The following is a 25948-nucleotide window of genomic DNA, read 5'->3' as shown; positions in this document are numbered from 1 at the left end:
CGAGCCGCAGCCCTTCGAGGCGGGCTGTTGCCCCGGGCGTTCACCACGGGGCCTCGAAGATCGTCAAGCGAATCTCACTGAGACTGCTTGATGCCTTCTGCCTGGATATGCAGCGTCGTCTTCATGTTGAAGCCGTACGCCTTGCCGAAGTCGATACCGAAGTCGTCGCGATTGAACGTCGCGGTCGATTCCGTGCCGCACACTTCGCGCTTCAATACCGGGTGCTGCATGCACTTGAACGACTCGATCTTCAGGTTGACCGGCTTCGTGATGCCGTGCATCGTCAGCGAGCCGATCACCTCGACCGGCTTGTCGCCGTCGAAGCGGATCTGCGTGCCCTTGTACGTCGCGCTCGGGTATTTCGCGGTATCGAAGAACTTGTCGCCGACGAGTTCGGCGTCGAGCTTGTCGTTGCCGATATCGACGGAGCTCAGATCGATCGTCACGTCGACGGTACCGGTCTTCGCCGCGCGATCGAGTACGACGGTGCCGCTGCTCTTCTTGAACTTGCCGCGCCAGACCGACAAGCCGCCGAGGTGGTCCGCCTCGAAGCTCGGCGCTGTGTGGGTCGGTTCGAGCAGATAGGTATCGGCGGCCATCGCGTTGAGCGACAGTGCAGCGGCGAGCGCGCCGGTGGCGAACAGAAAGGTTTTTTTCATTTTGACTCCAGATGTCGGAAAGTAACGTGGGTTTCAGGCGGTGCTTCGGCTGTTGCGCGCTACTTCTTCGAAGCAACCAGATGAAATTTGATGATGACCTCGTCGGCGACGACTGACGTGTCTTTCCATTCGCCGGTGCCGACGTCGAATTGCGTGCGTTTGATCGGCAGCGAGCCGTCGAAAGTTTGCGTGGCGCCCTGGCTTGCGATCACGACCGGCACGACGACCGTCTGCGATTTGCCCTTGATCGTGAGTTTGCCGGTCACCTTGTACTGGTTGCCGCCGGCCGGCGCGATCGAGCTCGATACGAACGTGGCGGCGGGCCAGGCGGCGCTGTCGAACCATTCCTTGCCTTGCGCCTGCTTGTTGTAGTCGTCGGCGCCGAGGTCGTAGCTGGCGGTGTCGATCGATACGCTCGCGGTGCCCGCGGCGGGCTTCGCCGGATCGAAATTCAGTTGCGCGGAGAACTTCCTGAACTTGCCGTCGACCGGCACGTTCATCTGTTTCGTCGTCGCGATGACGCTGCTCCTGGCGAGGTCGACATCGGCGTGCGCGAGGTTGGCGCCGAACAGCGCGAGGGCGGCAACAGAAGCGAGTGCCGCGCGATGAGCGGATAGGTATACGGTGGTTTTCATGGTGGTACGCATCCTATCTGAGCCGCGCGGGCTAATTGCACACCGCGGGGAATTGGATTGCCAACGGTTCGTAGCCAATCGGCGTCAATGACCGTGTTGTCACTGCCGGGCTCATGGAAACGGGATCATGCATCCGTGCCGCGATCAGCCAGTGCAGCACGATCGCCGCGCCGTGGTCGCACTCGGGAGCGGAAGCTCGAATTCGCATCGCGTTCTATCCGTTGCTCGCGAGAGGCCGCGTGTGAATGCGGATAGTAGGGAGCCGCATGGAAACTGAATAGGCGGGTGCGAAACAACGCATTGTTGCCGCCGTGGCGCTAATGGCGTTGCAAGGCTTTCGTGCCCGGCCTGGTGCTGTGGTAATTTGTTGGCCCACTACGACGTTGCGCCTGCTCGGGCAGCACCGGACCAACTCACTATCCAGGCCCATTCGTGCATTCCGTTTTCCTTTCCTGGGGTATCGCCGCGGTCGCCACCGCTGGCGTGATCGCGCGGCCGTTCAAATGGCCGGAAGCCGTGTGGGCCGTCGCCGGCTCGGTGCTGCTGGTGGCGCTCGGGCTGCTGCCGGTGCATCTCGCGTTCGAGGCGATCGGCAAGGGCACCGACGTCTATCTGTTCCTGTTCGGCATGATGCTGCTGTCCGAAGTCGGCCGCCGCGAAGGGCTGTTCGACTGGGTCGCCGTGCTCGCGGTCAATCATGCGCGCAGTTCGCCGCGCAAGCTGTTCGTGCTCGTGTATCTGGTCGGCGTCGTGATTACCGCGTTTCTCTCCAACGATGCGACGGCGGTTGTGCTCACGCCGGCCGTGTTCGCCGCCGCGAAGAAAGCGAAGACGCCGCCATTGCCATTGCTGTTCGTCTGCGCGTTCGTCGCCAATGCGGCGAGCTTCGTGCTGCCGATTTCGAATCCGGCCAACATCGTGCTGTACGGCAATCACACGCCGCCGCTCGGGCCGTGGATGCTACGCTTTGCGTTGCCTTCGGTGCTGTCGATTGCCGCGACTTTCGTGATGCTGCGCTGGACCCAACGCGATGCGCTCGCGGGCGTCTGCGCGGCGAATCTGGAAGCGGTGACGCTATCGGCGAGCGGGCGCGTCGCGCTCGCGGGCATCGCGGTCACGGCGGTTGCGTTGCTGACCGTGTCCGCAGTCGACATCCAGCTTGGCATGCCGACCGCGATACTGGGTGCGCTGACGGCGCTCGTCGTCTTGATCAAGGAGCGCAAATCGCCGCTGCCGATGATCCGAGAAATCTCCTGGAACGTGCTGCCGCTTGTCGCCGCGCTGTTCGTGCTGGTCGAAATGCTCGATCACACCGGCGTGATTACGACGCTCGCGGCCGAACTGCGGCGCGCGACCGCGCACAACGAAATGGCCGCGGCTGGTTGGGCGGGCACGATCATCGCCTTCGGCAGCAATCTGATGAACAACCTGCCGGCCGGGTTGATCGCGAGTTCGACCGTGATGCAGGCGCATAGCCCCGAGCGCGTGATCGACGCGCTGTTGATCGGCGTTGATCTCGGGCCGAACCTGTCGATTACGGGTTCGCTCGCGACGATTCTCTGGCTCAATGCAATTCGCCGCGAGGGTGAGGATGTCAGCTTTATGAAGTTCCTGAAGGTGGGGGTGCTCGTGATGGCGCCCGCGCTCGTGCTTGCGCTGGCCGCGCGGGTCCTGATCGGATGAGCGGCGGCGCGGTACGTCATGGCACTTCAATGAGCCAGCTCTCCGTCCAAGCGTCTGAGTACGCTAACCCGACTGCAGCTATACGCTGGGACGAAGACGGTCACTCCGTAATCTGCAACATCGATTACGCAGCGGCGCATTCGGATTGTCACGAGTCGAATCCTAGTCTCAGGCAGTTGATTGATGAGCGGCTAAATATTCGCACGCGCGAATACGTGATTAATGCTGGCATGTTGTCGATGCTCTTCGACTCCGAAAAGCGGCTCGAAGCATTCGATTTTTATACTAACCCGAAGCAATGGACCGTGTGTTCGATTGCGTTCGTTGAAGCAGTGCCGCGCACGGTGCAAATCGACGCAGTATTCGACATCAACGGACAGGGTGAGAGCCTGGCGGAGCCTGCTACTCTCTATGAACCCCGGCGCGGCACGCTCTACCTCTCATGGGGCGAGGCATCTATCTGGTACGCGCTTGCTCCGTGTCTGGCGTTCGGTGTGACGAACGATAACCGTCTGGCTCAGATCCGGCTCGATGGCCTCTACATCCAACAAGACCTTCCGAAGAAAAATCCTGTAGCGCTATGGGCGATGCTGCGACGGCGATTCATCCGAAGCCGTGGGTAGTGCTGGTGCGACGATGCGCGTTATGCGGACTCCACATTCGATTCCTCCGCATCACGCGCATCCAAAGATACGATCGGTAATGCCGGTCAGCCTGCCGACGACCGGGCGCGCGCGCCCGCCGTCCACACGCTCAGCAAGCTGTTGTCGTCGTCGTTATCCTCGCTGATTTCCGAGCTCATACGTCGAACGGCCGCGCGCCGTCGAACCAGGCAGCGGCGCCTTTCCGGTGACCTGATCGATCCTCGCGCCGGCAGAGCGCAACATGGCTTCGAGTTTTGCGACGCGTGCGCGTTGTGCGGGCATCATCGACGAACGGGTCAACGCATGTAGCCGGCGATGCCAATAAGACAGCGGAAAGCGGTCGCGCGGAGAGATCAATGCGAAGACCATCTGGAGATGGGCGATTTCTTTGTCGATGTCCTGGTAACTCATTTGAAGCTTCCGGAAAGATTGGGGATTGGCTGACGAGAGCGAGACCCTAAGCCGAGAGCAAGCACCGTTCCCGACCGTGCACAGGCCCGCCACATATGGCGTTGCGGCCGAAACCGCCGCTCGGCGGCCTGGCTGCATGCGCCAACGTCAGTAAAATGCCGCCATTTCGGGCAAGCTTTACGCGCGGCGCATTCAACGCGGCACCCCCAGCACCGGCTGCGCGTAGCTGACCACGGGCGCGGGCACGACCGCATAGTTGGGCGAGGGCGGGGCGACAACGGTCACGGTCGGAGCGGCAGCCGGTTTCGGTGGCGGCGCGGAGATCGCTTCGGCCGCTACCGGCATCGCAGTCAGAACAACGGCCGGCGGCGGCGCGCTCACGTACACCGGATTGACGGGCACCGGGTAATAGGCCGGCACGACCGGCCGGGGCGGCGGCGCGTACACCACGGCCGCCGGCATATACACAACCACTCTCGCGGAAGCCGTGGACGAGCAGGCAAGACCGATGGCGGTGAAGGTCGAGGCACAGACGAGACGAATAGTCACTGATGAACTCCTGATGCGTTGAGCCGCGTGTTTCGTGTCGAAGACGCGGTGAAGCGTGGATGCGCTCGTGGCGCGTTCCGGGACGGTGGCGCTGGCTGCGCCGCAGACGAAAGATACGCAGCGCACCGGCGAAACGAAACGCCAAACTCATTTCATTCGATGTCACGACGCGGCATCGCGCGCTGCGGCGGCGCGATGCCGCATCGTTGAATCGCATGTGTAGATGCCACCCGTACCGCTCGCGCAGTCGGGAGATAAGCGGCGACCTACGCAGCGACACAAGCGGGGAAACAAGCGGCGAAACAAGCGGCGAAACAAGCGGCGACCTAAGCGGCGACCTGAGCAGCGACCTGAGCAGCGACACGGCACCGACCTAAGCAGCGGCCCCATCCGTGACATAACTCGACATGATTGTTCGATTGCGGTCCGACCGCGCTTGACCAAGAATTCGGCCTGTCATCGAAACGGATCGCGGCACGAAGCAGGCGACGGTCGATGAAATACCCAAAGGAGTCAGTCATGAAGAAGTTGCTCGTTACCGTGCTGCTGTGCTGCGCGTCCACCGTCACGTTCGCTCAGGCCGCGCCGCAAGGCATGAATCCGCAGCGGATGGAACGCATGGAGCAGCAGTTGCAAGCCCGCTTTTCCACCGCGAACACGACGCACGACGGCAAGCTGACGCGTGAGCAGGCCGCGGCCGGCATGCCGATGCTCGCGCGTCATTTCGACGAAATCGATACGCAGAAAGCGGGCTACGTGACGCTGCCGCAAATCGAAGCCTTCATGCAGGAACGCGGGGCAGCGCATTGAGCGGCGCGAATATCGGCCGGAGTCAGCAAATGCCGGCCGCAGATCGAATCGGATCGCGCGCAACTGCGCGTGTCCGAGGCCGTGAATGGCAACGCGCTCTTATGGCCGTTCGCCGCACGCGATGTTCGCGCTGGACGTCGTTTGCGCTCATACTCGGCTTCGCGGCCGGGTGCTGCGGCATGCTCGCTTCGACCAGCATCGCCGCGATGTTCATTGCGTCGTTCTACGTGCTTCCGCAGTGCGGCCGGAACGCCACGCGGCGCGCAAAGCACGGTCCGGCGTTTAAACGAGGAGCCTTCGCATGGATCGCCCGGCCAGGATCATCGTGCTCGACGACGAAGTCGAGTTGCGCAACATGCTGCTGCGTTTTCTGCGCGGCCACGGCTTTGACGTGCGCGCGGCCGAGGACGGCACGCGTCTCAATCGCTATCTGGAGCGCGAGCCGTTCGATCTGCTGATACTCGATCTGATGATCGGCGAAGAGGACGGCCTGGCAATCTGCGCGAAGCTGCGCGCCCAGGGACAGACGCTGCCGATTCTGATGCTGACCGCGAAGGGCGATCCGCTCGATCGCGTCACCGGCCTCGAAACCGGCGCCGACGACTACCTCGCCAAACCGTTTCTACCGCGCGAACTAGTCGCGCGCATCAACGCGTTGCTGCGCCGTCAGAAGATGGCCGCGGGCGATCCGACCGTGATCTCGCAATGCGTGCGCTTCGGCGACTTCACGCTCGATGTCGGCAAGCAGGAACTGTCGCGCGCGGGCGAGCCGCTGGAGATTCATTCGGCGCAGATGCTGCTGCTCGTTGCGCTCGCGTCGTCGCCGAATCGCGCGGTGAGCCGCGACAACCTGCTCGCGCGCGCGCGCGGACGCGACCATGACGCGCTCGATCGCAGCATCGACGTGCAGGTGCTGCGGCTGCGGCAGATCGTCGAGGCCGATCCGTCGAAGCCGCGTTTCATCAAGACTGTGTGGGGCATCGGCTACATGCTGGTCGCGGACGTCGCGTCATGACGGGTACGTCCCTACGACAACTGCTGCCGAGAACGCTGCTCGCGCGCAACATCGCACTTCTGATCGCGCTCGTGATGCTGAGCCAGATCTGTTCGGTCCTCGTGCTGGTGCATTACGTGCAACGGCCACGCGTCGAGCGCGCGGCGGCCGTGTTCGCGACCTACGTGACCACGCTCGACAATCTGCTCGCGGCGACGCCGTCCGCGTCGCGCGCGGCGCTGAGTGCGCGCCTCGACGCGCGCGAGCAGTTGCCGCCGGAAGTCGCCGATGCGCCGCCGCCGAGTCTGTGGCGCACGTATCGCACCTATCAGCGCGGCGTGTTTCTCGACAGTCTGCGCCGGCATCTGCCGGCCGATATGCCGGTGATGTGGCAGACGAAAGGCACCCAGCGGCTGTGGATTCGCATGCATGCGCCGGCGGCGGGCAGCGGGGGTGTGCCTGCTGCTGCGTACTGGATCGCGCTGCCGATTCCGGAGGATGCGCAAGGCAGCGGCCTCGAAGCGGCGATCCTTCTGTCGCTCGGCCTCGGCGTGCTCGCGGCGCTTGCCGGCTACGCGATCCAGCTGCATCTTAACGAGCCGTTGCGCGAACTGACGCGGGCGGCGCGCCGCGTGAGCGCGGGCGAAACCCCCGCGCCGCTGCCGACCGACGGTCCCGCCGAAATCGCCGCTGTGGGCAGCGCTTTCAATCAGATGACACAAGCGTTACAGGAAGCCGAAGCAACCCGCGCGCTGATGCTCGCGGGCATCTCGCACGATATCCGCACGCCGTTGACGAAGCTGCGTCTGTCGATGGCGATGGCGATACCGGAAGGCGGCGACAGCAGCTTCGTGGTGGCCGCCGAATCGTATCTGGACCAGATTGAGACGATCCTGCAGCAGTTCATGGATTACGCGGGCAGCGGCGAGCGCGAGGAGGCGCAGTCCGGCGATCTGAATGCGCTGATCGAGCGGCTTGCCGGCGATTTCGCGGGGCTCGGGCACGAGTTCGAGCTGTCGCTGGGCACGTTGCCGGCCATCCCGTATCGGCCGATCAGCATGATGCGGCTGTTGATGAACCTGATGCAGAACGCGATCGTCTACGGCGGCAGCGGCCTTGCGGTGCGCACCTGGGCGACTCGCGACGCGGTGACGGTGGCGGTCGGCGATCGCGGCAAAGGCTTGTCGGCGCAAGAGCTGGAAAAGCTGAAGGCGCCGTTTCAGCGCGGCCGCAATGCACGCGCGCACAGCGGCGGCACCGGGTTGGGCTTGTCGATCGTCGAGCGGATCGCGCGGCTGCACGGCGGCGGCCTGCAGTTTCATCCGCGCGAGGGTGGCGGGCTGGAAGTCTGGGTCGTGCTGCCGCTCAGCGCCGGTTGATCAGGATGCGAAAGCGCACGGTGCGAGAGCGGAGGCTGCGGCAGCGGGGGGGACGGCAGCGGAGTCTGCGGCAGCGCGGGACCGCAATAAGACGCCGCGCCGCTCACTTCTTGTCGACCCACGCATCGAGCCCGACGCGAAACGCGACGCCCGCGATGACCGGCACCGTCATCATCAGGATGATGCCGAAGTTAGGAATCGCGTCGCCGTACATGATCGGGTTGTAAAGCACGATACCCCCCACGATCGCGAACACGATTGCGCCGATGAGCACCATCAGCAGATTGCGCGTGGTCATGGACATCGTCTTGCGCTTGGCGTTGGCCGGCGTGGTGCGCGGGCCGGGCGCTTCGTCGTGTTGGGCAGGCATGATGGTTCTCGTGACAAAAATGCGGGATCCGAAGCGGAGAGCGATGGCCTGCACCGCGCGTGCACTGCGCCGCCACACCGCTTCCGCTTCGAGGGTGGCGAGGCGCGCCCGGCATCATACCTGCACGCGTATCGTAGAGGCAGCTGGTTCGCGCCGACTATGCCGGGCCGACGCTTCCTGACCGGCGGCGGCGATCGCCGGCACGAGCGCCGCATCGCGCCGAACCGGTGGTCCCGCCGTCGCCGGACCACACCTAACATCAATATAAGCCGCATTGTCGGCAACAGGAAAAAAAGCGCGATTCCAGCGCTGATCACGGACAGGCCGATGGGTGTCACCGGGGATGCCGCGCCGCGCGCGGGATTGCCGGTGTAGGCAGCGCGAGCATCAGGGCGAGCCGGGCGGCGATCCTGAGCGGCGCGAGCCACGTGCCGTCGTGCCGCGGATTCGCGAGCCAATCTTCGAGCCGCGCGCTTCGTTTGGCGCCACTGTTCGCCGGCTCGGCCGTTGCGCGCGTCAGCGCGCCGCCCGGAACAGATGAACCTCGAACGCTTCGCGCAGCATTGGCGCGGCCCGCAACGCCAGCACCGCGCAGAACAGCACACGCGGCCGGTCGTTCGATACCCGCATCAGCAGCCTCGCGCCGAGCGCCGCGCCGGCGACCGGCCCCACCGCGACGTCATTGGTCACTCTGTGAGCGCCGGGTTTCAAACGTCGATATCGAGCTGTTCGGAAGCGGTGCGGTACTCGGTCAATCCGAGTTCGTCGAGAACCGCGCTCATCCGGCCATCGCGCCGCCATTGCAGCCATTTGATGTAACACGTCTGCGACGGCGGAAATGTCGCGGGCAGACGATGCCATTTTTCGTTGCGCGTGACGACCCACAGAATCGCGTCGAGAACCTCTCGCGGATGCCGCGCGGGCCGGCCGAAACGCTTCTGTGGATCGAACTTGAACAGGTGGCTGATGCGCGCCCATGCGTCATCGGAAAGCGGGAGATCTAGCATGTCGCCCAAAGCGTAACTGACCGGTACCTCGGATGTTACGGTTTGGCGAGCCTCTTCCAACACCGGATATGAGCGTGGTTTGACCTGTTGAACGGCGGATTACATCGCGCGAATGGATGTTAGTGTCAGCTACGCTGAACTCAGCACGCATAATCGCGCGCAGCAACCCCCCGCAACCTGCGTGCAACTCGCCCGCCAGCCGTTGACAAAACGTTTACACCCGCTGATGGAGCCGCCGTCCGGCCTGCCTTTCGCGCGCGGCCGCCGGCAATACCAGCACGCGAAGTCTTGCGAGCCCCGAAGAAGCGTTCATTAGTTGATAACTTCAACTAATGCTTTTTGCCGATATTTCGATTGTGCTGGGGCTGCTGGGATACCATCGTCGTTGACCGGCCAGCGGCCAGCGGCCAGCGGCCAGCGGCCAGCGGCCAGCGGGCAGCGGGCAGTGGTGGATACACGAAAGCGGCGCCGCCGGGCACGATGGGTCTCGAGTCAAGCAAAGTATTCGGACAGGAAGCCAGCACATGCGACCAGGCACGCCATCGGCGGTAAGAAAGAGCAAGGCGAAAGTCAACGTGAAGAGCGAAACGAAAGATAAGGCGAAGAGCAAAACGAAAGATAAGGCGAAGAGCAAAACGAAAGATAAGGCGAACGACGCGAGCAGGCACGCTGGGAAAGTTGCGGCGAAGCGGGCCGCCCAAGACCCGGTCGAACAGAACGGCGCCGCCCCCGGCCACGCGTTCGCCTATTTCCTGACCTTCAAGCTCGATCTGATCAAGCGCGAAATGATCAGCCGCGCGAACGCGGCATACCGGCCCGCGGTCGGGCTCGACGTGCGTTCGCTGCGGGTGCTGCGGACCATCTGCGACGCGGCGGGTATCACTGCGACAGAGCTTAACGAGCAGACGCTGATCGAGAAGACGCTGCTGTCGAAGCTCGTCGCCGATCTGATCGAACGCAAGCTGGTGCGGCGCTCGATTCATCCCGACGACGCGCGCCACTTCCAGCTATGGCCGACTGCGGCGGGCAAGCGGGTGCGCGCGGCCAGCGACGAGTTGGGTCAGTCGCTCGAAACGGAGATGCTGTCGATGCTGTCCGCCGACGAGCGCGGCCAGTTGAACCGTATCGTCGATAAGCTGGTTGATGTGTTCCGGAAATCGGGCACCGGGAGGCGGGCGCGCTAACGGGCGATGCGTGACGCTCACGGCAGCGACTCGCTACGGCGCCGCGTCAGTTCGATAAGGCCATTGCGCAAGCTCGCACTGCAGTTGCTTCAGATCGATGGGCTTGCCCCGCAGCCGCGCGCCCGGAACCGGTTCGCCAAGCTGCGGGCTGCGACCGTAGCCCGATACCGGCAGCACGCGTATCCCAAGCTGCACGAGTCACAGTTCGCGCGCGAGCGCGTCGCCGGACATGCCGGACATGCCGGACATGCCGGACATGCCGGGCATGCCGGGCATGCCGGGTATGCCGGGTATGCCGGGTATGCCGGGCGTACCGGACATACCGGATAGCGTGAAGTCGGTGAGCAGCCCTACGGCGAACGCGTAAGTTTTGCCGGTTTGCGCGACGCGAAGCGTTTGCGCGCCGCGCCTCATGCAAAAGTTTCCCCGTGATGGCTCTGATCACGGACAATTTCGCATCGCTTCACGGCGGCCCCGGGCGCATGGCGCGTCGCTTTGCGCGTCGTCGACCGCCGCAGCCTCGTCGCGTATGCCGCGGAGCGAATCACGTGACGCGGACCGGAAGTTTTTTCCGCCATGATCGGATAATGTTTTGCAGGCCAACGCGCCCGCAGCCGATTCACGTATCAAGCGCTGGTGTGGCCGCCGCACGGTCCGCGCAGACCATGGAGCCGATGCGAAGCAGCGGCTCGCGTGCGCGGCCGTTCCATTCCAACCTATTGCAATGCTGAATCCACTCACTATTTTGCTGGTCACGGTTCTGTCGGGCGCGATGGCGATGGCCGTGCTCGGCTCGTTATGGCGCGCGGCGATCCCGGGCGTCGGCTACTGGATCGCGGCCAACGCGCTGGGGATCGTCGCGCTGCTCGCGTTCGCTTTACAGGGGCATGCGTCGCGCTGGTTGTCATTCGTCGCGGCCAACGCGCTGCTTGCGCTCGCGCTGCTGCTCGTGCTCGAAGGCTGCCTGCGCTTCCTCGGGCGCCGCGAACGGCCGTGGGTCGCCTATGCGGGGCTCGTTGCCGTACTGCTCGGCGTCTGCTACTGGACCTTCGTCAAGCCGGACTTCAATGCGCGCGTCACGCTGGTATCCGCGTACCACGCGATCCTCTATGCCGCGCTCGCCGTGCTGGTGTGGCGCGGACGCCCGTCACACCGGCCGGCCTACAACTACTATTTCCTCGCGACCGCGGCCGCGCTGCTATGCGTCGGGCACAGCTCCCGCGGCATCATGTACGGCTTCGGCCGTCTGATGCAGACAAGCCTGCTGCAAGTGTCGCCGTCCAACATCGCGTTCCTTGCGCTCGGCATACTCGCGCCGCCGTTGCTGGCGATCGGCGTCGTGATGCTCGCGCACGATCGCCTCGCGGAGCGGTTCGAACGGCTCGCGAATGTCGACGATCTGACCGGCGCGGTGTCGCGGCGCGCGTTCCTCGAGCGTGGCGGCGTGCTGCTGAACGCGTCGTTGCGCAGCGGCCTGCCTGTGGCGATCGCGATCGTCGACATCGACTCGTTCAAGTCGGTCAACGACACCTATGGCCATGCGGCCGGCGACCAGGTGCTCGCCCACTTCGCCGCTTTCGTCGCGCGCGAGCTGCGGGCCGGCGACGTATTCGGGCGCCTCGGCGGCGAGGAGTTCGGTGTGCTGTGTCCGGTCACCACGGCCGCCGATGCGGTCATGCTGCTCGAGCGGCTGCGCGGGGGACTCACGGCCAGCACGCCGGTCGAACTGCCGCGCGGGCTGCGGTATACGTTCAGCGTCGGCGTCGATCAGTGGCGGCGCGGCGAATCGCTCGAGCAACTGATGGCGCGCGCCGACCGCGCGCTGTACGCGGCGAAGGCGGCCGGGCGTGACCGGGTGGTGGCGGCGTGAGCGGGATCCCATGCGGCTGCCCAATCAGTCGGCGCGATCCGCCCAGCCGCCACGAAACACATCGTTGGTTTAACGTTAGCCATAAATATTTGCCGGACGTTTGCCGATAACCATTGGCAAAGTCACCGGAACCGGAGCCTGATAAGCACCCTATGTCTGCTATCCCGACGCAGCACCTGACCGAGCCCGGCTTGCGCGAGCGCTATCATCAGCGCGCGCTCGAGCACCAGCGGCCGCTTTGCATCATGACGATGGCCTTCACGGTGGCCGCATTCCTGTGCATGGTGGCGGCGCGCGAGCTGGTCGACGGGCCGGCCGCGCCGCTCGCTTACCGGTTGCTGTGCGCGCTCGTGCTTGCGCTGCTGGTGCTGGCGATTCCCGGCACGACGTCGATCCTGCGCTTCGGCGCGATCGGGGTGGTGTACATGCAGGTGCTGACCGGCGGTCTCGTGCTGAATGCGGCCGGCGTCACGCAGCCGTTGCTGTGGCTGCTGCCTGGCCTCGTCGTGATTCCGATTTGCGCGGCGCCGCTGTGGCTGACGCCCGCGCATTTCGTCACCGGCAGCGCACTGTTCTACGCGGCCGCCATTGCGCTGCTGCTTGGCCACGCGCATGCGCACGACGTCAACGCCGCCGTCTGGACGTGGGTCATCGTGATCGGCGCGCCGAGCTCCGCGGTGTTCCATTTCAGCTTCTACCACTTCCGGCGCAATCACTTTCTGCTCGAGAGCCAGCTCGCGCAGCTCGCCGCGACCGATCCGCTCACGGGCCTGCAAAATCGCCGCGCGTTCGTCAAGCACGCGGAGTTGCGACTTGATCAGCTAGCGCCGGATGCGCGCATCAGCGCGATCTTTCTCGACATTGACAGCTTCAAGTCGTTGAACGACCGCTTTGGCCATGCGGCCGGCGACCATGTGCTGTTCCGGGTCGCGCAGGCGCTCAGAGAGGAGGTCGCGCAGCAGCATAGCGTGAGCCGCATCGGCGGCGAGGAGTTCGCGGTGCTGCTCGATGACGGCCTCGGTGGCGCGCTGCGACTGGCCGAGCGGCTGCGCGCCGCGATCGCCATGATCGAACGCCCGGACGGTCATCTGACCGCGAGCTTCGGCGTTGCCGAATACCGGCGCGGCGAGAGCTTCATGGTGCTGCTCGATCGCGCGGACGAAGCATTACTGCGCGCGAAGCACAGCGGCCGCAATCGCGTGTGCGCCGAACGCGCGCTGCCGTTCGACGCGCTGCAGGCACCGTTCGCCGACGTATTCGCGCGATCCACCGCGGACGCTGAAGCCGGCACCGGCGCCAGCGCGGATGCGGCGCGCTATCGCTGGGAAAACGTCTGTCTGATTTCGCACTTCCAGCCGCTCTACAGCCTGTCGCATCAGAAACAGGTTGGCTTCGAGGCGCTGCTGCGCGGCGAGCACGACGACGGCACGCTGGTGCCGCCGGTGGTGATGTTCGCGCCGAAGCCGTCGCGCGACGAGGGCGCGCTCGATCGCGCGAGTCACGCGGTGCACCTCGACAATGCGCGCCGCGCGCTGCCAGCCGACGCGTGGCTGTTTCTCAACATCCTGCCGGCTACGTTCATCGCCGACGGCTACGCCGATCAGTTGACGAAAATCGTGCGCGCGGCGGGACTCGAACCCGAGCGCGTGATTCTCGAGATCCTCGAATCGCACGGCGGCAGCGTCGATGACATGTCGCGCGCGGCGGCGCTGTACCGCCAGCACGGCTTTCTGATCGCCGTCGACGATTTCGGCGCGGGGCAATCGAATCTCGACCGGTTGCTGCGCATCCGGCCGGACATCGTCAAGCTCGACGGCGAACTGATTCGCGCGACCACCCACCGCACCGAGCAGCCGATTTTGCCCAAGCTCGTGTCGCTGCTGCATCAGGCGGGGATGCTGGTGGTGGTCGAGGGCGTCGAGACCGCCGAGGAGCTGATTCTCGCGGTCGAATCGAACGTCGATTTCGCGCAGGGCTATCTGCTCGGCCGGCCGGCCAGCGCGCTCGCGCCGCCCGGTTCGGTGCATCGGCAGATCGACGATGCGTTCGACGTGATCGCGCAGGGGCGCGCGCATCAGCATGCGTTGTTCGAATCGGAAGTCGAGCCATACCGGCTCGAACTGCGGCGGGCCGCCGATGCACTACTCGCTGGCGTCGTGATGGCCGATGCATTGGCAACGCTCGCGAGCTTCGAGCGCACCATCAGTTGCTTCATTCTCGACGACACCGGCCGGCAGATCGGCCACGAAGTGCCTGGGCCGGCGTGGCGGGAGGACGCGGCATCGCTGCAGCCGGTCGCGAATCCGCGCGATGCACGCTGGGACCATCGGCCGTATTTCCGTAATGCGGTACTGCTGCCGGGTCAGGCGCTCGCCAGCGATCCGTATCTATCGCTGGCGAGCGGCGGCCCCTGTATTGCGGTGACGATGGCCGAGCAGTTGGCGGTGGGACGCTGCGTGATCGGCGCGGAGTTGGACTGGTCGGCGCGCGGGTTGCCGTGGCCGGCGACCGAATAACGGGTAGTTGACGCCGCGAGCGCGGCTCGCGGCGGTTGCGCTCGCGGCCGTTGTCTGGCGGTTGCCGTTTGCGGGTTGCCGTTCAGTACCCGCCTTTGACCGGCGCCGCCAGCGGCGCTGAGTTCTTATACGACGCGGCGAGATCGGCGGCCGCGCGGCTGAGCAAGCCGGTATCGGTACCGACCGCGACGAAGGTCGCGCCGGCCGCCAGATAGTCGGCCGCCAGTGCCGGATCGGGCGCGAGCACGCCCGCCGCCTTGCCCGCGCGACGCACGGTGTCGATGCCGTGACGAATCGCATCGCGCACCCGCGCGTCACCTGGCTTGCCGAGCAAGCCCATCGACGCGCTCAGATCCGACGGCCCGAAAAACACGCCATCGACGCCGTCCACGCGCGCAATCTCCGCGAGATTATCGAGGCTCAGCACGGTCTCGGCCTGCACCATCACGCACAGCTCTTCGGCCGCGGTGTTCAGATAATCCGGCACGCGGTTCCACCGCGACGCGCGCGCGAGCGCGCTGCCCACACCGCGAATGCCTTGCGGCGGATAGCGCGTGGCGGCGACCGCATCGAACGCTTGCGCGGCGGTATCGATCATCGGCAGCAGCAGCGATTGCGCGCCGATGTCGAGCAGCTGCTTGATCAACGCGGCGTCGCTGCGCACCGGCCGCACGACCGGATGCGACGGATACGCGGCTATCGCCTGCAATTGCGCGAGCGTGCTGCGCACGTCGTTCGGTGCGTGCTCGTTGTCGATCAGCAGCCAGTCGAAGCCGGCGGTCGCGAGCAATTCGGTCACGTACGCATCGGCGAGCGCGGCCCACAGGCCGAATTGCGGCTTGCCTTCGGCGAGCGCGCGTTTGAACGGGTTGGTTGGCACAGACATATCGATGCATTCAGATGAAATTCAAACCGATGCCGCCGAGCGGGCCGTAGTCGACGTGGAACGTATCGCCGGCACGCGCCGGGATCGGGCTCGTGAACGAGCCGCTCAGGATTACGTCGTTCGCGTTCAGCATTTCGTCGTAGGGCGCGATCTTGTTCGCGAGCCACGCGACGCCGGTGGCCGGGTGATTGAGCACCGCCGCCGCCAGCCCGCTTTCCTCGACCGCGCCGTTCCGGTAGAGCAGCGCGCCGACCCAGCGCAGGTCGACATCGAGCGGCCGCACCGGCCGGCCGCCCAGCACGACGCCCGCGTTCGCGGCGAAATCGGAGATCGTGTCGTAGACCTTGCGCGGCGCGCGCGTTTCGCGATCGAACTGTTCGATGCGCGCATCGATGATCTCGACGGCGGGGCTCACGTAAGCGGTCGCGTCGAGCACGTCGAACAGCGTGACGCCCGGACCCTTCAGCGGCTTGCCCAGCACGAAAGCGAGTTCGACTTCGACGCGCGGCGCGATAAAGCGATCGACGCGAATATCCTGGCCGCTATCGATGAACATGCTGTCGAGCAGCGGCGCGTAGTCGGGCTCGTCGATCTGCGACGAACGTTGCATCGCGCGCGACGTGAGGCCGATTTTTCTGCCCTTGATCAGGTGGCCTTCGGCCAGTTTCAGCTTGACCCACTCGCGTTGAATCGCGTAACCGTCCTGCACGGTCATCTGCGGATACTGCGCGGAAAAGTGGCGCAGTTGCGTGCGCGTTTTCTCCGCATGATCGAGTTGCGCGGCGAGATCGCGGATGGTCTTTTCGTCTAGCATGATGAATGATCAGCCCTTGAGCCGTGCGTGAAGATTGTTGTGCTTCCAGGTGCCCGCTTCGCTGAACTCGTTGATTTCCAGCGACAACGCGAGGCCGTGCCGTTCGAACTCCGGTGCAAAGCGTTGTTTGATCAGCGCGAACAGCGCATCGCCGGTGGCTTGCTTGACCGCGTCGGAGCGGCCCGCGCCGATCTTCAGATTCGCGTGCAGGAAGGCGGCGTCTGGACGTCCGTCGGCGATGCAATACTGTTCGCAGCGCAGTGCGCGCACGCGGATGCCGCCGAGCGGATAGATGCGCTCGCCGTTCTCGCGTTGCGCGTCGAGGCATTGCGCGAGTGCGTTGCACAGTTCGCCGACGCGTTGCGGGTCAGCGAGATTCGCGCTGTATTCGAGTGTCAGGTGTGGCATCGCGTGTCCTCGATGTGTCGTGCTTCAGGCTTCATGCGGGCAACGGCGTGACCGGGAAGATCGCGTTGATCTGGCCGGTTCCGGAACTGCCGAAATACGGCGTGACGACTTCGACGTTGCCGTCGTAACGATCCCAACCGAGCGCGCCTAGCAGCATCGCGGTATCGTGCATGCCGCCTTCGCCCCAGCACTTCTCGTTGTAAAGCGGCAGCATCTCGCAGAAGGTCTTCCAGTCGCCGGTTTCCCACATGCGCACCACGCTGCGATCCATCTGTTCGAGAAACGGGCTCCACACCTTGTGCATGAACTGCTCGGCGGTGCCGTTGTTCGCGAAGTGATGGGACAGCGAGCCGCTGGCGAGAATCGCGACGGTGCCGTCGTAACGCTCCTCGATCGCCTTGCGCACCGCGAGCCCGAAACGCGCGCTCGTTTCGAGGTCGTGCCACATGCACCAGCCCGCCACCGACACCGCCTTGAAATGCTGGTCCGCATTCATATAGCGCATCGGCACCAGCGTGCCGTATTCGAGTTCGAGCGTGGTCTGGCTATGCGCGCGGCTTTTCACGCCCATTTCGTTCGCGACCTCCGCGATGATTTCGCCGAGCCCGACATTGCCGGGGTACGCATACGGCATGTTCTTGATGAAATGCGGCAGCTCGTTGCTCGTGTAAACGCCCTCGAATTTCGGCGCGCAATTGATGTGGTATTCGCTATTCACGAGCCAGTGCACATCGAACACGACGATCGTATCGACACCGAGGTCGCGGCAGCGCCGGCCGATTTCATGATGACCGTCGATCGCCGGTTGACGGCAGCCCTTATGCGGGCCGTCGAGTTCCGACAGATACAACGACGGCACGTGAGTCACTTTTGCTGCCAACGCGAGCTTGCCCATCGCGGTCTCCTGTTGTTGCGGCGGCTGGCCGTTTTATCAGACGCCCCAGCGGGGAATGTGATGTGAGCCGAGCGACACGCAGACGTTCTTCGGTTCGAGGAACACTTCGTAGCTCCATGTACCGCCTTCGCGACCCACGCCCGATGCCTTGGTGCCGCCGAACGGCTGACGCAGATCGCGCACGTTCTGGCTGTTCACGAAGCACATGCCTGCCTGGACCGCGGCGGCCACGCGCAGCGCGCGGCCGGCGTTTTCGGTCCAGATATAACTCGACAGACCGTACGAGATGTCGTTGGCGAGCCGGATCGCTTCGGCTTCGTCGTCGAACGGAATCAGGCATGCGACCGGCCCGAAGATTTCTTCCTGCGCGATACGCATGCGATTGTCGACATCGACGAACACGGTGGGCGCGACGAAGTTGCCGTGGCGCAACCCGTCCGGCAGCGCGGGCGTGTTGACCCCGCCGCACGCGAGCGTCGCCCCTTCTTTCGGGCCGAGCTCGATGTAGCCTCGTACTTTCGCCAGATGCCCCTGGCTGATCATCGGGCCGACGATCGTGCTTTCCGCGAGCGGATCGCCAACCGTCAAACGCTTCGCGCGCTCGATAAAGCGCTCGGCGAAATGCGCGTAGATCGAACGCTGCACCAGAATGCGCGAGCCCGCTGTGCAGCGCTCGCCGTTGTTCGAGAAGATCATGAATACGGCGGCGTCGAGCGCGCGTTCGAAGTCGGCGTCGTCGAAAATCACGAACGGCGATTTGCCACCGAGTTCCATCGAGAACTTCTTCAAACCCGCCGTCTGCACGATGCGGTTGCCGGTCGCCGTCGAGCCGGTGAACGAGACCGCGTGCACGTCGGGATGCGCGACGAGCGGCTCGCCCGCCTCCTTGCCGTAGCCGTGCACCACGTTCAGCACGCCCGCCGGAATGCCGGCTTCGAGCGCGAGCTGGCCGAGCATCGATGCGGTGAGCGGCGACAGTTCGCTCATTTTCAGCACCGCGGTATTGCCGAATGCGAGGCAGGGAGCGACCTTCCACGTCGCGGTCATGAACGGCACGTTCCATGGCGAAATCAGCGCGCACACGCCGACCGGATGAAACAGCGTGTAGTTCAGATGCGTGTCGGTCGGGTACGTGTGGCCGTCGACGCGCACGCACATCTCGGCGAAATAGCTGAAGTTGTCGGCCGCGCGCGGCACCAGTTGCTTGCGCGTCTGCGAGATGGTCTGGCCGGTGTCCTTCGTTTCGGTCTCCGACAGCTCCGGCACGTGCTTCGTGATCAGCTCGCCGAGCTTGCGCACCCGCTTCGCGCGCTCGGCAGCGGGTTGGTTCGCCCATGCGGGGAATGCCGTTTTCGCCGCTTGCACGGCGGCGTCGACTTCCTTCGCGCCGCCGCGCGCGACTTCGCCGAGTACTTCCTGCGTGGCCGGATTGACGGTTTCGAAATAGTCGTTCGAGGCGCACGCCTCGCCGTTGATCAGATGGTCGATCGGCATTGCGGTGTCCTTTCTCTGTTCGCTTCCGTTTCGCTGTCCATCACGCGCGACCGAAGTCCGCGTCGGATGCGATGGTGTTGACGAGACGGCCGAGGCCGTCGATCTCGCAGACGACTTCGTCGCCCGCATTGACGTTGACGACGCCTTCGGGCGTGCCGGTGAGGATCACGTCGCCGGGTGCGAGCGTCATGAAGCCGCTCAGATATTCGATCAGCGCGGGGATGCCGGTGACCAGATCGCGCGTATTGCCGCATTGCTGGCGCGTGCCGTTGACGAACGTGCGCAATTCGATCTGCGTGACATCGGCGATGTCGGCCGCGTCGACGAACCAGGGGCCGAGCACCGTGCCGCCGTCGCGGTTCTTCACGCGCAGGTTCGGGCGATAGTAGTTTTCGAGGTAATCGCGCACCGCGTAGTCGTTCGCGATCATATAGCCGGCCACGTGCTGCATTGCGTGGTCGCGCTTCACATTCTGCGCGGTCCGACCGATCACGACCGCGAGTTCGCACTCGTAGTGCATGAACGTCACATCGGCGGGCCGGCGCGTAAAGCCGCGATGGCCGATTACCGAGTCCGGTCCTTTCAGGAATACCAGCGGCTCTTCCTGTTTGCCGAACTGCAATTCCTTCGCATGTTCGGCGTAGTTCAGACCGAGTGCAAAGATCGTCCCGACCTCGATCGGCGCGAGCCACACGACCTCGTCCTCGCGCCGCACCCGGCCGTCCGCGAGACGCACGCCGTTCTCGTGCGGATACGCTTCGTGAATCGCTCCGGCATACGCAACACGGCCGCGCATCATGACTGGCCTCCGTTATGTTGGTCTGCGCCGACGAACGAAACGACCAGCGGCGGCAGATTGCCGATCGACAGCGTGGCCGTATCGCCGATACGCGCAACGGGGGAACCGTGGCGCACACCGAGTGTGATCACGTCGCCCGCGTTGAGCGTCATGAAGTCGGTGACGTCCGCGAGCAGTTGCGCGACATTACGCACCGACGACGCGGTACTGGCGGTAAACGGCTTCGCGCCGTTTAGCGAAACGGCGATGTCGAGGCGATCTGGCTTCGCAACATGGCGCGCGGCGACGAGGGCCGGGCCGATCACGCAGAAGCCGTCGCGCGCGCGCAAGCGCACGTTGGGGCGGTAGACGTTGGTATGCGGCACGCTGAGATCGCCGACCAGCGTATAGCCGGCGATATAGTCCGCGGCACGCTCCGCGCTGACGCGCGTCGCGGTGCGGCCGATCACGATGCCGAGTGACGCCCCGACTTCGACGCCTGACGTGTTATCCGGCACGACCACGCGGGCCCGATGCCCGGCGAAGCTATTGCGCGGCTTCACGTACAGGATTGGTGCTTTGGGGGGCGCCTTGTACGGCGCCGCGTGCACCGCGTCGCCCAACGCATCCAGCGCGGCACGGTCATTCAGCAAGGTTCCATAGACGCTGCCGCTGACGGGCGCGCGGCACGCGACGCCGCGCGCGAGCAGCGCCGCCGCGGCGCTGGCATCCACGTCGCGAGGCAGCGCGTCGCCTTCGGGATGGAGCAGGTGATCGGCAAGCACGAACATGAGTGGACGGCCTCGGGGAGAAATGCCAGCGGAAACACTAATATGTTAGTAGTATCGTGCTTGATATGATTTACGGTCAATAGGCTGTGAGTTGATCGCGGGTTTTCCCTTAAGCTTCGACAGCTGCTTTTTTATCCTTTTGCCAATATGTCCGCCGCATCCATTCGAGTTCTGCATCGCAATCTGCCCATGTTGTTGCTCCGGGCCCGTGAAAAAATGATGGAGCGCTTTCGTCCGCTGATTACCGCGCATGGACTGACCGAACAGCAATGGCGGGTGATCCGCGCGCTCAACGAACATGGCCCGATGGAGCCGCGTCATATCTCCGATATCTGCACGATTTCCAGCCCGAGCATGGCCGGCGTGCTCGCGCGCATGGAGAGCATGGATCTGGTGATCAAGGAACGTTTCGCGGAAGATCAGCGCCGCGTACTCGTGTCGTTGACCGATACGAGCGTCGAACTGGTGCGGGCGATTTCGAAGGAACTCGAGACGCACTATCGCGATCTCGAGCGCAAGGTGGGACCGGAAGTCGTCGAGCGCGTTTATCGCGCGGTCGACGATTTACTCGCCGGTTTGTCGGAAGAGGATGAGTGAGCGGCGCGGCGCCGGTGATGGCGCGCTCGCGTGGTGACGCGGTGGCGCCGATTTACCAGCCGTAAAAGCGTGGCCATTCGACGCTATCGCCATCCGGCGCCACCGCGTGATACGCGGGAAATTGCGCGCCGGTCGCACATGCGTGATTCGGCAGGATGCGCAGTTTCATGCCGATCGGAAAGCGCTGCGCGATGTCGACATCATGCGTACCGGCATCCGCCGACGAAAGAATACCGTGCTCCTGGTTCGCGCCGCTCACCACATAACCGGGCAGTAGCGTGCCATTCAACAAACACGGCTGACCGTAGCCGAAATCGTGAGACTGCCGCGAGGTGCCGCGATCGCGGCTGAGCGCCATCCACCCCGCGTCGAGAATCGCCCAGCCCTTGTCTTCCTGATGACCGATCACGGTTGCCAGCACGCTGAGCGCGATGTCTTGCAACGCGCACACGCCGACGTTGTGCATCACCAGATCGAACAGCACATAGACGCCGGCCCGTACTTCGGTCACGCCTTGCAGATGCCGCGCGGCAAGCGCGGTCGGCGTGGAGCCGACGCTGACGGCCGGGCACGCGATGCCCGCTTCGCGCAGCCGCGCGGCGGCGCGCACGCAGCCCGCGCGTTCCTGTTCCGCGAGCGCGGCCAGTGCTTCGGGCGTGTTCAGTTCGTAGCTGGAACCGGCGTGGGTCATCACGCCGCCGACTTTCGCGCCGTTCTCGTGCAGAATCCGCCCGACTTCGAGCAGCGTCTGTTGTTCGGGGCCGATGCCCGAACGGTGTCCATCGGTATCGACTTCGATCCACACCTCGAAGCTTTCGCCGTGCTGGTCGCCGAATGCGGCGATCGCGGCCGCGGCGCCCGGATTGTCGGCCACGATCTTCAGATCGCAGCCCTGGCGGCGCAGCGCAAGTGCGCGCGGCAATTTGGCGGGGACCATGCTGACCGCGTACAGAATGTCGTCGATGCCGGCCGCGAAAAACGCCTCCGCTTCCTTTAGCGTCGACACCGTGATGCCGCGCGCGCCGGCCGCGATCTGCGCGCGCACCACATCGATACATTTGGTGGTTTTCACATGCGGGCGGAACGCGACGCCGAGCGTGTTCATCTGCGCCTGCATGCGCGCGATGTTTTTCTGCATCCGCGCGACGTCGATCAAGGCGGCCGGGGTTTCGATCTGTTCGAGTTTCATGCTTGCACCTGAAGAGCGAGGTGTACGGGATTCAACGTTGGCGATGGCCAAAGCGCGCGAGCCACGGCACCAGCGCGTCGAGCGACGGCGCTTCGATCTCCGGCGCCCGCGCGCCGTCTACCAAAGGCAGGCTGACGCGGTTATGCCAGTAAGTCCGCAAACCGACAGCGGCGGTGCCGAACATGTCGTAACTGGAACCCGCGACGAACGCGGCGCGCTGTGGCGCGACGCCGAGCTTGTCGAGCGCGAGCCGGTAGGGCAGCGGGTCCGGCTTGTAGACGCCGGCTTCCTCGGCGGTCACGATCGCGTCCCAACGCAGCGGCAGCAGCGCGGCCGCCTGGGTGCCAAGGCGCGTCGAGCAGTTGGTGACGACCGCGAGCTTGGAATGCGGCGCGAGCGCGCGCAATGCATCGAGGGCGCCGGGCCACGGCGTCAGGTTCAGCCAATCCGCTTCGAGTGCGCTGGCGGCGGATTCGGGGAGGCCGACTTGCGCGGCGGCATCGCGCACAAGCTGTTCGTAAGGAACGTAACGACCGCAGCCATAGGTGAGACGCAGATAGGCGGCACGCCATGCGCGGCCAACCGGTTCCGAGCCCGCCGCGCGGTTCCACGAACGCCACGAGTCGAGTAGTGCGGTCAGCAGGTCGAACAGAACGGCGTCGGGGTAAGCGGGGGGAAGGGCAGCGGCGGTCATGATCGAGCGTTCTGCTGGCTATGGCGAGGTGAGTCGATTATAGGATTTCGTTGATCGGCGCACGTTCAGCCGGATCGATTCAGAGATTCAGTGTGGGTGAATCACCGTCGCCATGGCGGCAAGGGCCTGAACCGGCTCTGCAGATACTGCATGAAATGGCGCGTGCGCGCGGGCAGGCCCGCGCGCCGGTGCGTGAGCGCGATCACATTCGCATCCGGCGCTTTCCAGCCCGGCAGCAGGCGCACGAGCCGGCCTTTCGCCAGGTCGTCGGCGACGTCCCATTCGGAGCGCAGAATCACGCCGCGTCCTTCGCACGCCCATTGACGGATCACGTCGCCGTCATTGCAGCTCAGATGCGTGGACACGCGCACGCTGCGGCGCGCGCGGCCTTTGCTGAACTGCCACAGCGACACGTCCTCGTCGTTCTCGCGCAACACGATGCACGGCAGCGTGCTCAATGCATCCGGTGACTCGGGCGTGCCGACGCGTCTGACGAGCGCGGGCGCCGCACAGAGGAATCGCGCATTCGGCGCGACCGTAAAGCCGACCAGATTCGACAGCGGCAACTCGCCGATATGCACGACGATATCGAAGCGATCCGTCGTTTCGGTCAGCGGACGGTCGGACAGTGTCAATGCCACGTCGATAGCGGGGTTCTGTTGCTGGAACTCGCCGATCACCGGCGCCAGATGGCGTCGCCCGAAGCCTAGCGGCGCATTGATTCTCAGCGTACCGACCAGGCCGCCGCGACGCGTTTGCAGATCGTCGAACAACGCGTCGAATTGCTCGACCAATGGCGCGCCGCGTTCGCATAGCAGCAGGCCTTCATCGGTGAATTGCAGGCGGCGCGCGCTGCGGTTCACCAGTTGCGCGCCGAGTTTCTTCTCGAGCTGTTGCAGGCGCTGCGTGACCGCCGATGGCGACAGCGCCAGCTTGCGCGCGGCGGCAGCGAGGCTGCCGCTTGCGCGCAGCGTCAGCAGGAAGCGGATATCGGCCGAATCGTTCATGTCTGCGAGTATCGGAGGTGGAGTCTCGCAGCATAATGCGTCGGTGCCGTTCGCAGAGTAAAGTGGCGCTTGCGGTTTCGTGGCCACGCTGGCGTTCGGCTTCGGGGTCACCGCTGTGTCCGCACCAACGCGTTTGATTCGTTCCTTGGAAGAGAAGTCCCATGCCGTCGCCAGATCAGCCGTCCACTGTGTCGCCGAGCAGCGACGCCACGCCCGAAATCCCGCTGAAACAGGCGGTTTTTCTGCACACGGGCTGGCGCAGCGCGGGCACGTGGGTGTGGTCGCGCCTGCGTGAACTGGAGCGCGCGGCCGGTTTCTACGAGCCGCTCAGCAACGTGCTCGCCGATCTGACGCTCGCCGGCGTCGCCGCATCGCAACCCACGCTGACCTCCGGACATCCACCGCTCGGCGCGCCGTACTTCGATGAATACCGGCCGTTCCTGCGCGACACCGCACGCGGAGTCAGCGGTTACGACCGGCGCTTCAGCATCGACCGTTTCTCGCGCGAGCCCGACGCGACGTTCCCGGCATTGCACGCGTATCTGCGCAATCTGTGCGAGCAGTCCGTCGAGCAAGGGCGCGTACCGGTGTTCAAGTTTTGCCGTTCGGGCGGCCGGCTGCCATGGCTACGGCATGCATTTGCCGACGCGCTGCATGTGGGCGTGCTGCGCAATCCGGCGTCGCAGTTTGCTTCCGGCTGGCTGCTGCGGCAGCAGTGGAGCAATGCGTTTTTCGTCGCCGCGCCGTTTCGGGTGCTGGGTCTGAATCAGTGGGACCCGCAGGTGCGCGAGGTGGTCGACATGTGTGGCGTGAGCTTGCCGCCGCTCGCGTCGATGCCCGACGACGCTTACGCGATGGCGTGCGAGCAATACGCACGCACGGTGAATAGCGATAACGCGTATCGCGCGTTCATCGCGTTGTGGATCCTTGGCGCGCTGCGCATGGGCGAGGGCATCGATCTGCTGATCGACATGGACCGGCTCGGCCAATCGCGCGAATATGGCGCCGGTTTGCGCGCCGCGTTCGACGCGCAGTGCGGTTTGTCGCCCGAGTTCGGCAACGCGCGCGATCTGGTGGAAGAAACGCGCCGCAGCGCCTCACGCATGACCGCGATAGACGGCGGCGCGCTGCGCGCGGTGCATTCGGTCGCGCTGAAGTTCCTGAAGGCGCAGGCCGGCATCGACCCGGCGTTCGTCGAAACCGTGCGCCAGAAAATGGTGCTGGCCAACGAACTCACCGAAGCGTGGCGGTAGGCGTCAACGGCAGTTATGGCGGCGTTGCTTTAGCGAACGCGGCTTACGCAATGCCCTTTTTCCGTTCGGTCATGCCCTGCGCGCGCATTGCTTCATAGCTCTGCTTGTCGATCGGCACCGCGGCCGGTTCGCCCAGGTCGCTCAGCCTGACGCGGAAGTTTTCCCGCGCGCTCCACGCGGAGACCGCCGCGACGATCGTGATCGCGAACGTGATTGCGCCGATCGTCAGCGGCACGTTGTTCGATCCCGGCGGCGCGACGTAGGCGAACAGCGCCGGCAATAGCGCGGTAATCGTCGTGCCGATGTTCTGGCCGATCGCCATCGCCGACACGCGCGAGCGAGTCGGGAACAGTTCCGGATAGAAGCTCGGGAAGATCGCGTTGTAACCCTGGTAAATGACGCCCCACATCAGGATCGACATCACCATCGCG

The 25948-nt window shown here is 64.7% G+C and carries 27 protein-coding genes and 1 pseudogene; 10 read left to right on the top strand and 18 right to left on the bottom strand.

All coding sequences use genetic code 11. The features are described 5' to 3' along the window. Positions 1-74: 74 nt before the first annotated feature. Both VGH68_RS07515 and VGH68_RS07510 read right to left on the bottom strand, forming a co-directional pair. Entirely contained in the window at positions 75-659 is a 585-nt protein-coding gene (locus tag VGH68_RS07515) for a YceI family protein (RefSeq protein ID WP_331602928.1), read from the bottom strand. A gap of 59 nt (positions 660-718) precedes the next feature. Further along, positions 719-1294, bottom strand: a complete 576-nt coding sequence (locus VGH68_RS07510; protein ID WP_331602927.1) for a YceI family protein — start codon at positions 1292-1294, stop codon at positions 719-721. A 432-nt stretch (positions 1295-1726) separates the two neighbouring features. Between VGH68_RS07510 and VGH68_RS07505 the strand changes: the two genes are divergently transcribed. Then, positions 1727-2977 (top strand): arsenic transporter, encoded by a 1251-nt coding sequence (locus VGH68_RS07505; RefSeq protein WP_331602926.1) that lies wholly within the window; start codon positions 1727-1729, stop codon positions 2975-2977. 29 nt (positions 2978-3006) lie between these two features. Beyond that, positions 3007-3600, top strand: a complete 594-nt coding sequence (locus tag VGH68_RS07500; protein ID WP_331602925.1) for a hypothetical protein — start codon at positions 3007-3009, stop codon at positions 3598-3600. 624 nt (positions 3601-4224) lie between these two features. Here the strand turns inward: VGH68_RS07500 and VGH68_RS07495 are convergent. Continuing rightward, positions 4225-4581 (bottom strand): hypothetical protein, encoded by a 357-nt coding sequence (locus VGH68_RS07495; protein ID WP_331602924.1) that lies wholly within the window; start codon positions 4579-4581, stop codon positions 4225-4227. 519 nt (positions 4582-5100) lie between these two features. Between VGH68_RS07495 and VGH68_RS07490 the strand changes: the two genes are divergently transcribed. From VGH68_RS07490 to VGH68_RS07480, 3 genes are all read left to right on the top strand, one after another. Continuing rightward, on the top strand, positions 5101-5391 hold the full coding sequence (locus VGH68_RS07490) for an EF-hand domain-containing protein (protein WP_331602923.1): 291 nt from the start codon (positions 5101-5103) through the stop codon (positions 5389-5391). A 301-nt stretch (positions 5392-5692) separates the two neighbouring features. Continuing rightward, entirely contained in the window at positions 5693-6406 is a 714-nt protein-coding gene (locus VGH68_RS07485; RefSeq protein ID WP_331602922.1) for a response regulator, read from the top strand. After that, a complete protein-coding gene (locus VGH68_RS07480; RefSeq protein ID WP_331602921.1) occupies positions 6403-7764 on the top strand; it encodes an ATP-binding protein in 1362 nt (453 codons plus the stop codon). Before VGH68_RS07485 ends, VGH68_RS07480 begins: the two co-directional genes overlap by 4 nt. A 103-nt stretch (positions 7765-7867) precedes the next feature. Here the strand turns inward: VGH68_RS07480 and VGH68_RS07475 are convergent, their stop codons facing one another. The 3 genes from VGH68_RS07475 to VGH68_RS07465 all read right to left on the bottom strand — a co-directional run bounded on the left by VGH68_RS07475 (position 7868) and on the right by VGH68_RS07465 (position 9141). Beyond that, positions 7868-8134: a hypothetical protein gene (locus VGH68_RS07475; RefSeq protein WP_331602920.1), complete on the bottom strand. Its 267-nt coding sequence runs from the start codon at positions 8132-8134 to the stop codon at positions 7868-7870. Positions 8135-8650: 516 nt separating this feature from the next. Further along, a complete protein-coding gene (locus VGH68_RS07470) occupies positions 8651-8824 on the bottom strand; it encodes a hypothetical protein (RefSeq protein WP_331602919.1) in 174 nt (57 codons plus the stop codon). Positions 8825-8841: 17 nt separating this feature from the next. Then, complete coding sequence (locus VGH68_RS07465; RefSeq protein WP_331602918.1) at positions 8842-9141, bottom strand: transposase; 300 nt, start codon at positions 9139-9141, stop codon at positions 8842-8844. A 524-nt stretch (positions 9142-9665) separates the two neighbouring features. Here VGH68_RS07465 and VGH68_RS07460 point away from each other — a divergent pair. Next, positions 9666-10325: a MarR family winged helix-turn-helix transcriptional regulator gene (locus VGH68_RS07460; RefSeq protein ID WP_331602917.1), complete on the top strand. Its 660-nt coding sequence runs from the start codon at positions 9666-9668 to the stop codon at positions 10323-10325. 198 nt (positions 10326-10523) lie between these two features. Here the strand turns inward: VGH68_RS07460 and VGH68_RS07455 are convergent, their stop codons facing one another. After that, entirely contained in the window at positions 10524-10739 is a 216-nt protein-coding gene (locus VGH68_RS07455; protein ID WP_331602915.1) for a hypothetical protein, read from the bottom strand. A gap of 310 nt (positions 10740-11049) precedes the next feature. On the opposite strand from VGH68_RS07455, the gene VGH68_RS07450 reads away from it, so the two are divergent. Both VGH68_RS07450 and VGH68_RS07445 read left to right on the top strand, forming a co-directional pair. Further along, positions 11050-12195, top strand: a complete 1146-nt coding sequence (locus VGH68_RS07450) for a GGDEF domain-containing protein (RefSeq protein WP_331602914.1) — start codon at positions 11050-11052, stop codon at positions 12193-12195. Positions 12196-12347: 152 nt separating this feature from the next. Beyond that, positions 12348-14711, top strand: coding sequence for a bifunctional diguanylate cyclase/phosphodiesterase (locus VGH68_RS07445; RefSeq protein WP_331602913.1), 2364 nt, complete (start codon positions 12348-12350; stop codon positions 14709-14711). Between the two features lie 82 nt (positions 14712-14793). On the opposite strand, the gene hpaI is transcribed toward VGH68_RS07445, so the two are convergent. From hpaI to VGH68_RS07410, 7 genes are read right to left on the bottom strand one after another with little or no spacing between them, the layout of a single operon-like run. Beyond that, positions 14794-15597, bottom strand: a complete 804-nt coding sequence (hpaI, locus tag VGH68_RS07440; protein WP_331602912.1) for a 4-hydroxy-2-oxoheptanedioate aldolase — start codon at positions 15595-15597, stop codon at positions 14794-14796. 10 nt (positions 15598-15607) lie between these two features. Beyond that, the gene (gene hpaH, locus VGH68_RS07435; RefSeq protein WP_331602911.1) at positions 15608-16411 is read right to left on the bottom strand and encodes a 2-oxo-hept-4-ene-1,7-dioate hydratase; all 804 of its coding nucleotides are present in this window, start codon (positions 16409-16411) and stop codon (positions 15608-15610) included. 9 nt (positions 16412-16420) lie between these two features. Next, positions 16421-16819, bottom strand: coding sequence for a 5-carboxymethyl-2-hydroxymuconate Delta-isomerase (locus VGH68_RS07430; protein ID WP_331602910.1), 399 nt, complete (start codon positions 16817-16819; stop codon positions 16421-16423). A gap of 31 nt (positions 16820-16850) precedes the next feature. Continuing rightward, complete coding sequence (hpaD, locus tag VGH68_RS07425; RefSeq protein ID WP_331602909.1) at positions 16851-17714, bottom strand: 3,4-dihydroxyphenylacetate 2,3-dioxygenase; 864 nt, start codon at positions 17712-17714, stop codon at positions 16851-16853. A gap of 36 nt (positions 17715-17750) precedes the next feature. After that, on the bottom strand, positions 17751-19208 hold the full coding sequence (hpaE, locus tag VGH68_RS07420; protein WP_331602908.1) for a 5-carboxymethyl-2-hydroxymuconate semialdehyde dehydrogenase: 1458 nt from the start codon (positions 19206-19208) through the stop codon (positions 17751-17753). Between the two features lie 40 nt (positions 19209-19248). Next, positions 19249-20007, bottom strand: coding sequence for a fumarylacetoacetate hydrolase family protein (locus VGH68_RS07415; protein ID WP_331602907.1), 759 nt, complete (start codon positions 20005-20007; stop codon positions 19249-19251). Continuing rightward, positions 20004-20777, bottom strand: a complete 774-nt coding sequence (locus tag VGH68_RS07410; protein ID WP_331602906.1) for a fumarylacetoacetate hydrolase family protein — start codon at positions 20775-20777, stop codon at positions 20004-20006. Before VGH68_RS07410 ends, VGH68_RS07415 begins: the two co-directional genes overlap by 4 nt. 189 nt (positions 20778-20966) lie before the next feature. Between VGH68_RS07410 and hpaR the strand changes: the two genes are divergently transcribed. Beyond that, entirely contained in the window at positions 20967-21374 is a 408-nt protein-coding gene (hpaR, locus tag VGH68_RS07405; RefSeq protein WP_331602905.1) for a homoprotocatechuate degradation operon regulator HpaR, read from the top strand. A gap of 52 nt (positions 21375-21426) precedes the next feature. Here the strand turns inward: hpaR and VGH68_RS07400 are convergent, their stop codons facing one another. The 3 genes from VGH68_RS07400 to VGH68_RS07390 form a co-directional block, all read right to left on the bottom strand. Beyond that, positions 21427-22563 (bottom strand): DSD1 family PLP-dependent enzyme, encoded by a 1137-nt coding sequence (locus VGH68_RS07400; RefSeq protein ID WP_331602904.1) that lies wholly within the window; start codon positions 22561-22563, stop codon positions 21427-21429. Between the two features lie 31 nt (positions 22564-22594). Beyond that, positions 22595-23257, bottom strand: a complete 663-nt coding sequence (locus tag VGH68_RS07395; protein WP_331602903.1) for an HAD-IA family hydrolase — start codon at positions 23255-23257, stop codon at positions 22595-22597. 101 nt (positions 23258-23358) lie between these two features. Beyond that, positions 23359-24264, bottom strand: a complete 906-nt coding sequence (locus VGH68_RS07390) for a LysR substrate-binding domain-containing protein (RefSeq protein WP_331602902.1) — start codon at positions 24262-24264, stop codon at positions 23359-23361. Between the two features lie 161 nt (positions 24265-24425). Between VGH68_RS07390 and VGH68_RS07385 the strand changes: the two genes are divergently transcribed. Then, positions 24426-25517: a hypothetical protein gene (locus tag VGH68_RS07385; RefSeq protein WP_331602901.1), complete on the top strand. Its 1092-nt coding sequence runs from the start codon at positions 24426-24428 to the stop codon at positions 25515-25517. A 43-nt stretch (positions 25518-25560) separates the two neighbouring features. Here the strand turns inward: VGH68_RS07385 and VGH68_RS07380 are convergent. Beyond that, positions 25561-25948 (bottom strand): annotated as a pseudogene (locus VGH68_RS07380) (MFS transporter); the annotation flags it as partial.

Source organism: Paraburkholderia sp. (assembly GCF_036488505.1).
Lineage (GTDB): Bacteria > Pseudomonadota > Gammaproteobacteria > Burkholderiales > Burkholderiaceae > Paraburkholderia.
This window is presented reverse-complemented; position numbering and strand designations above follow the sequence as displayed.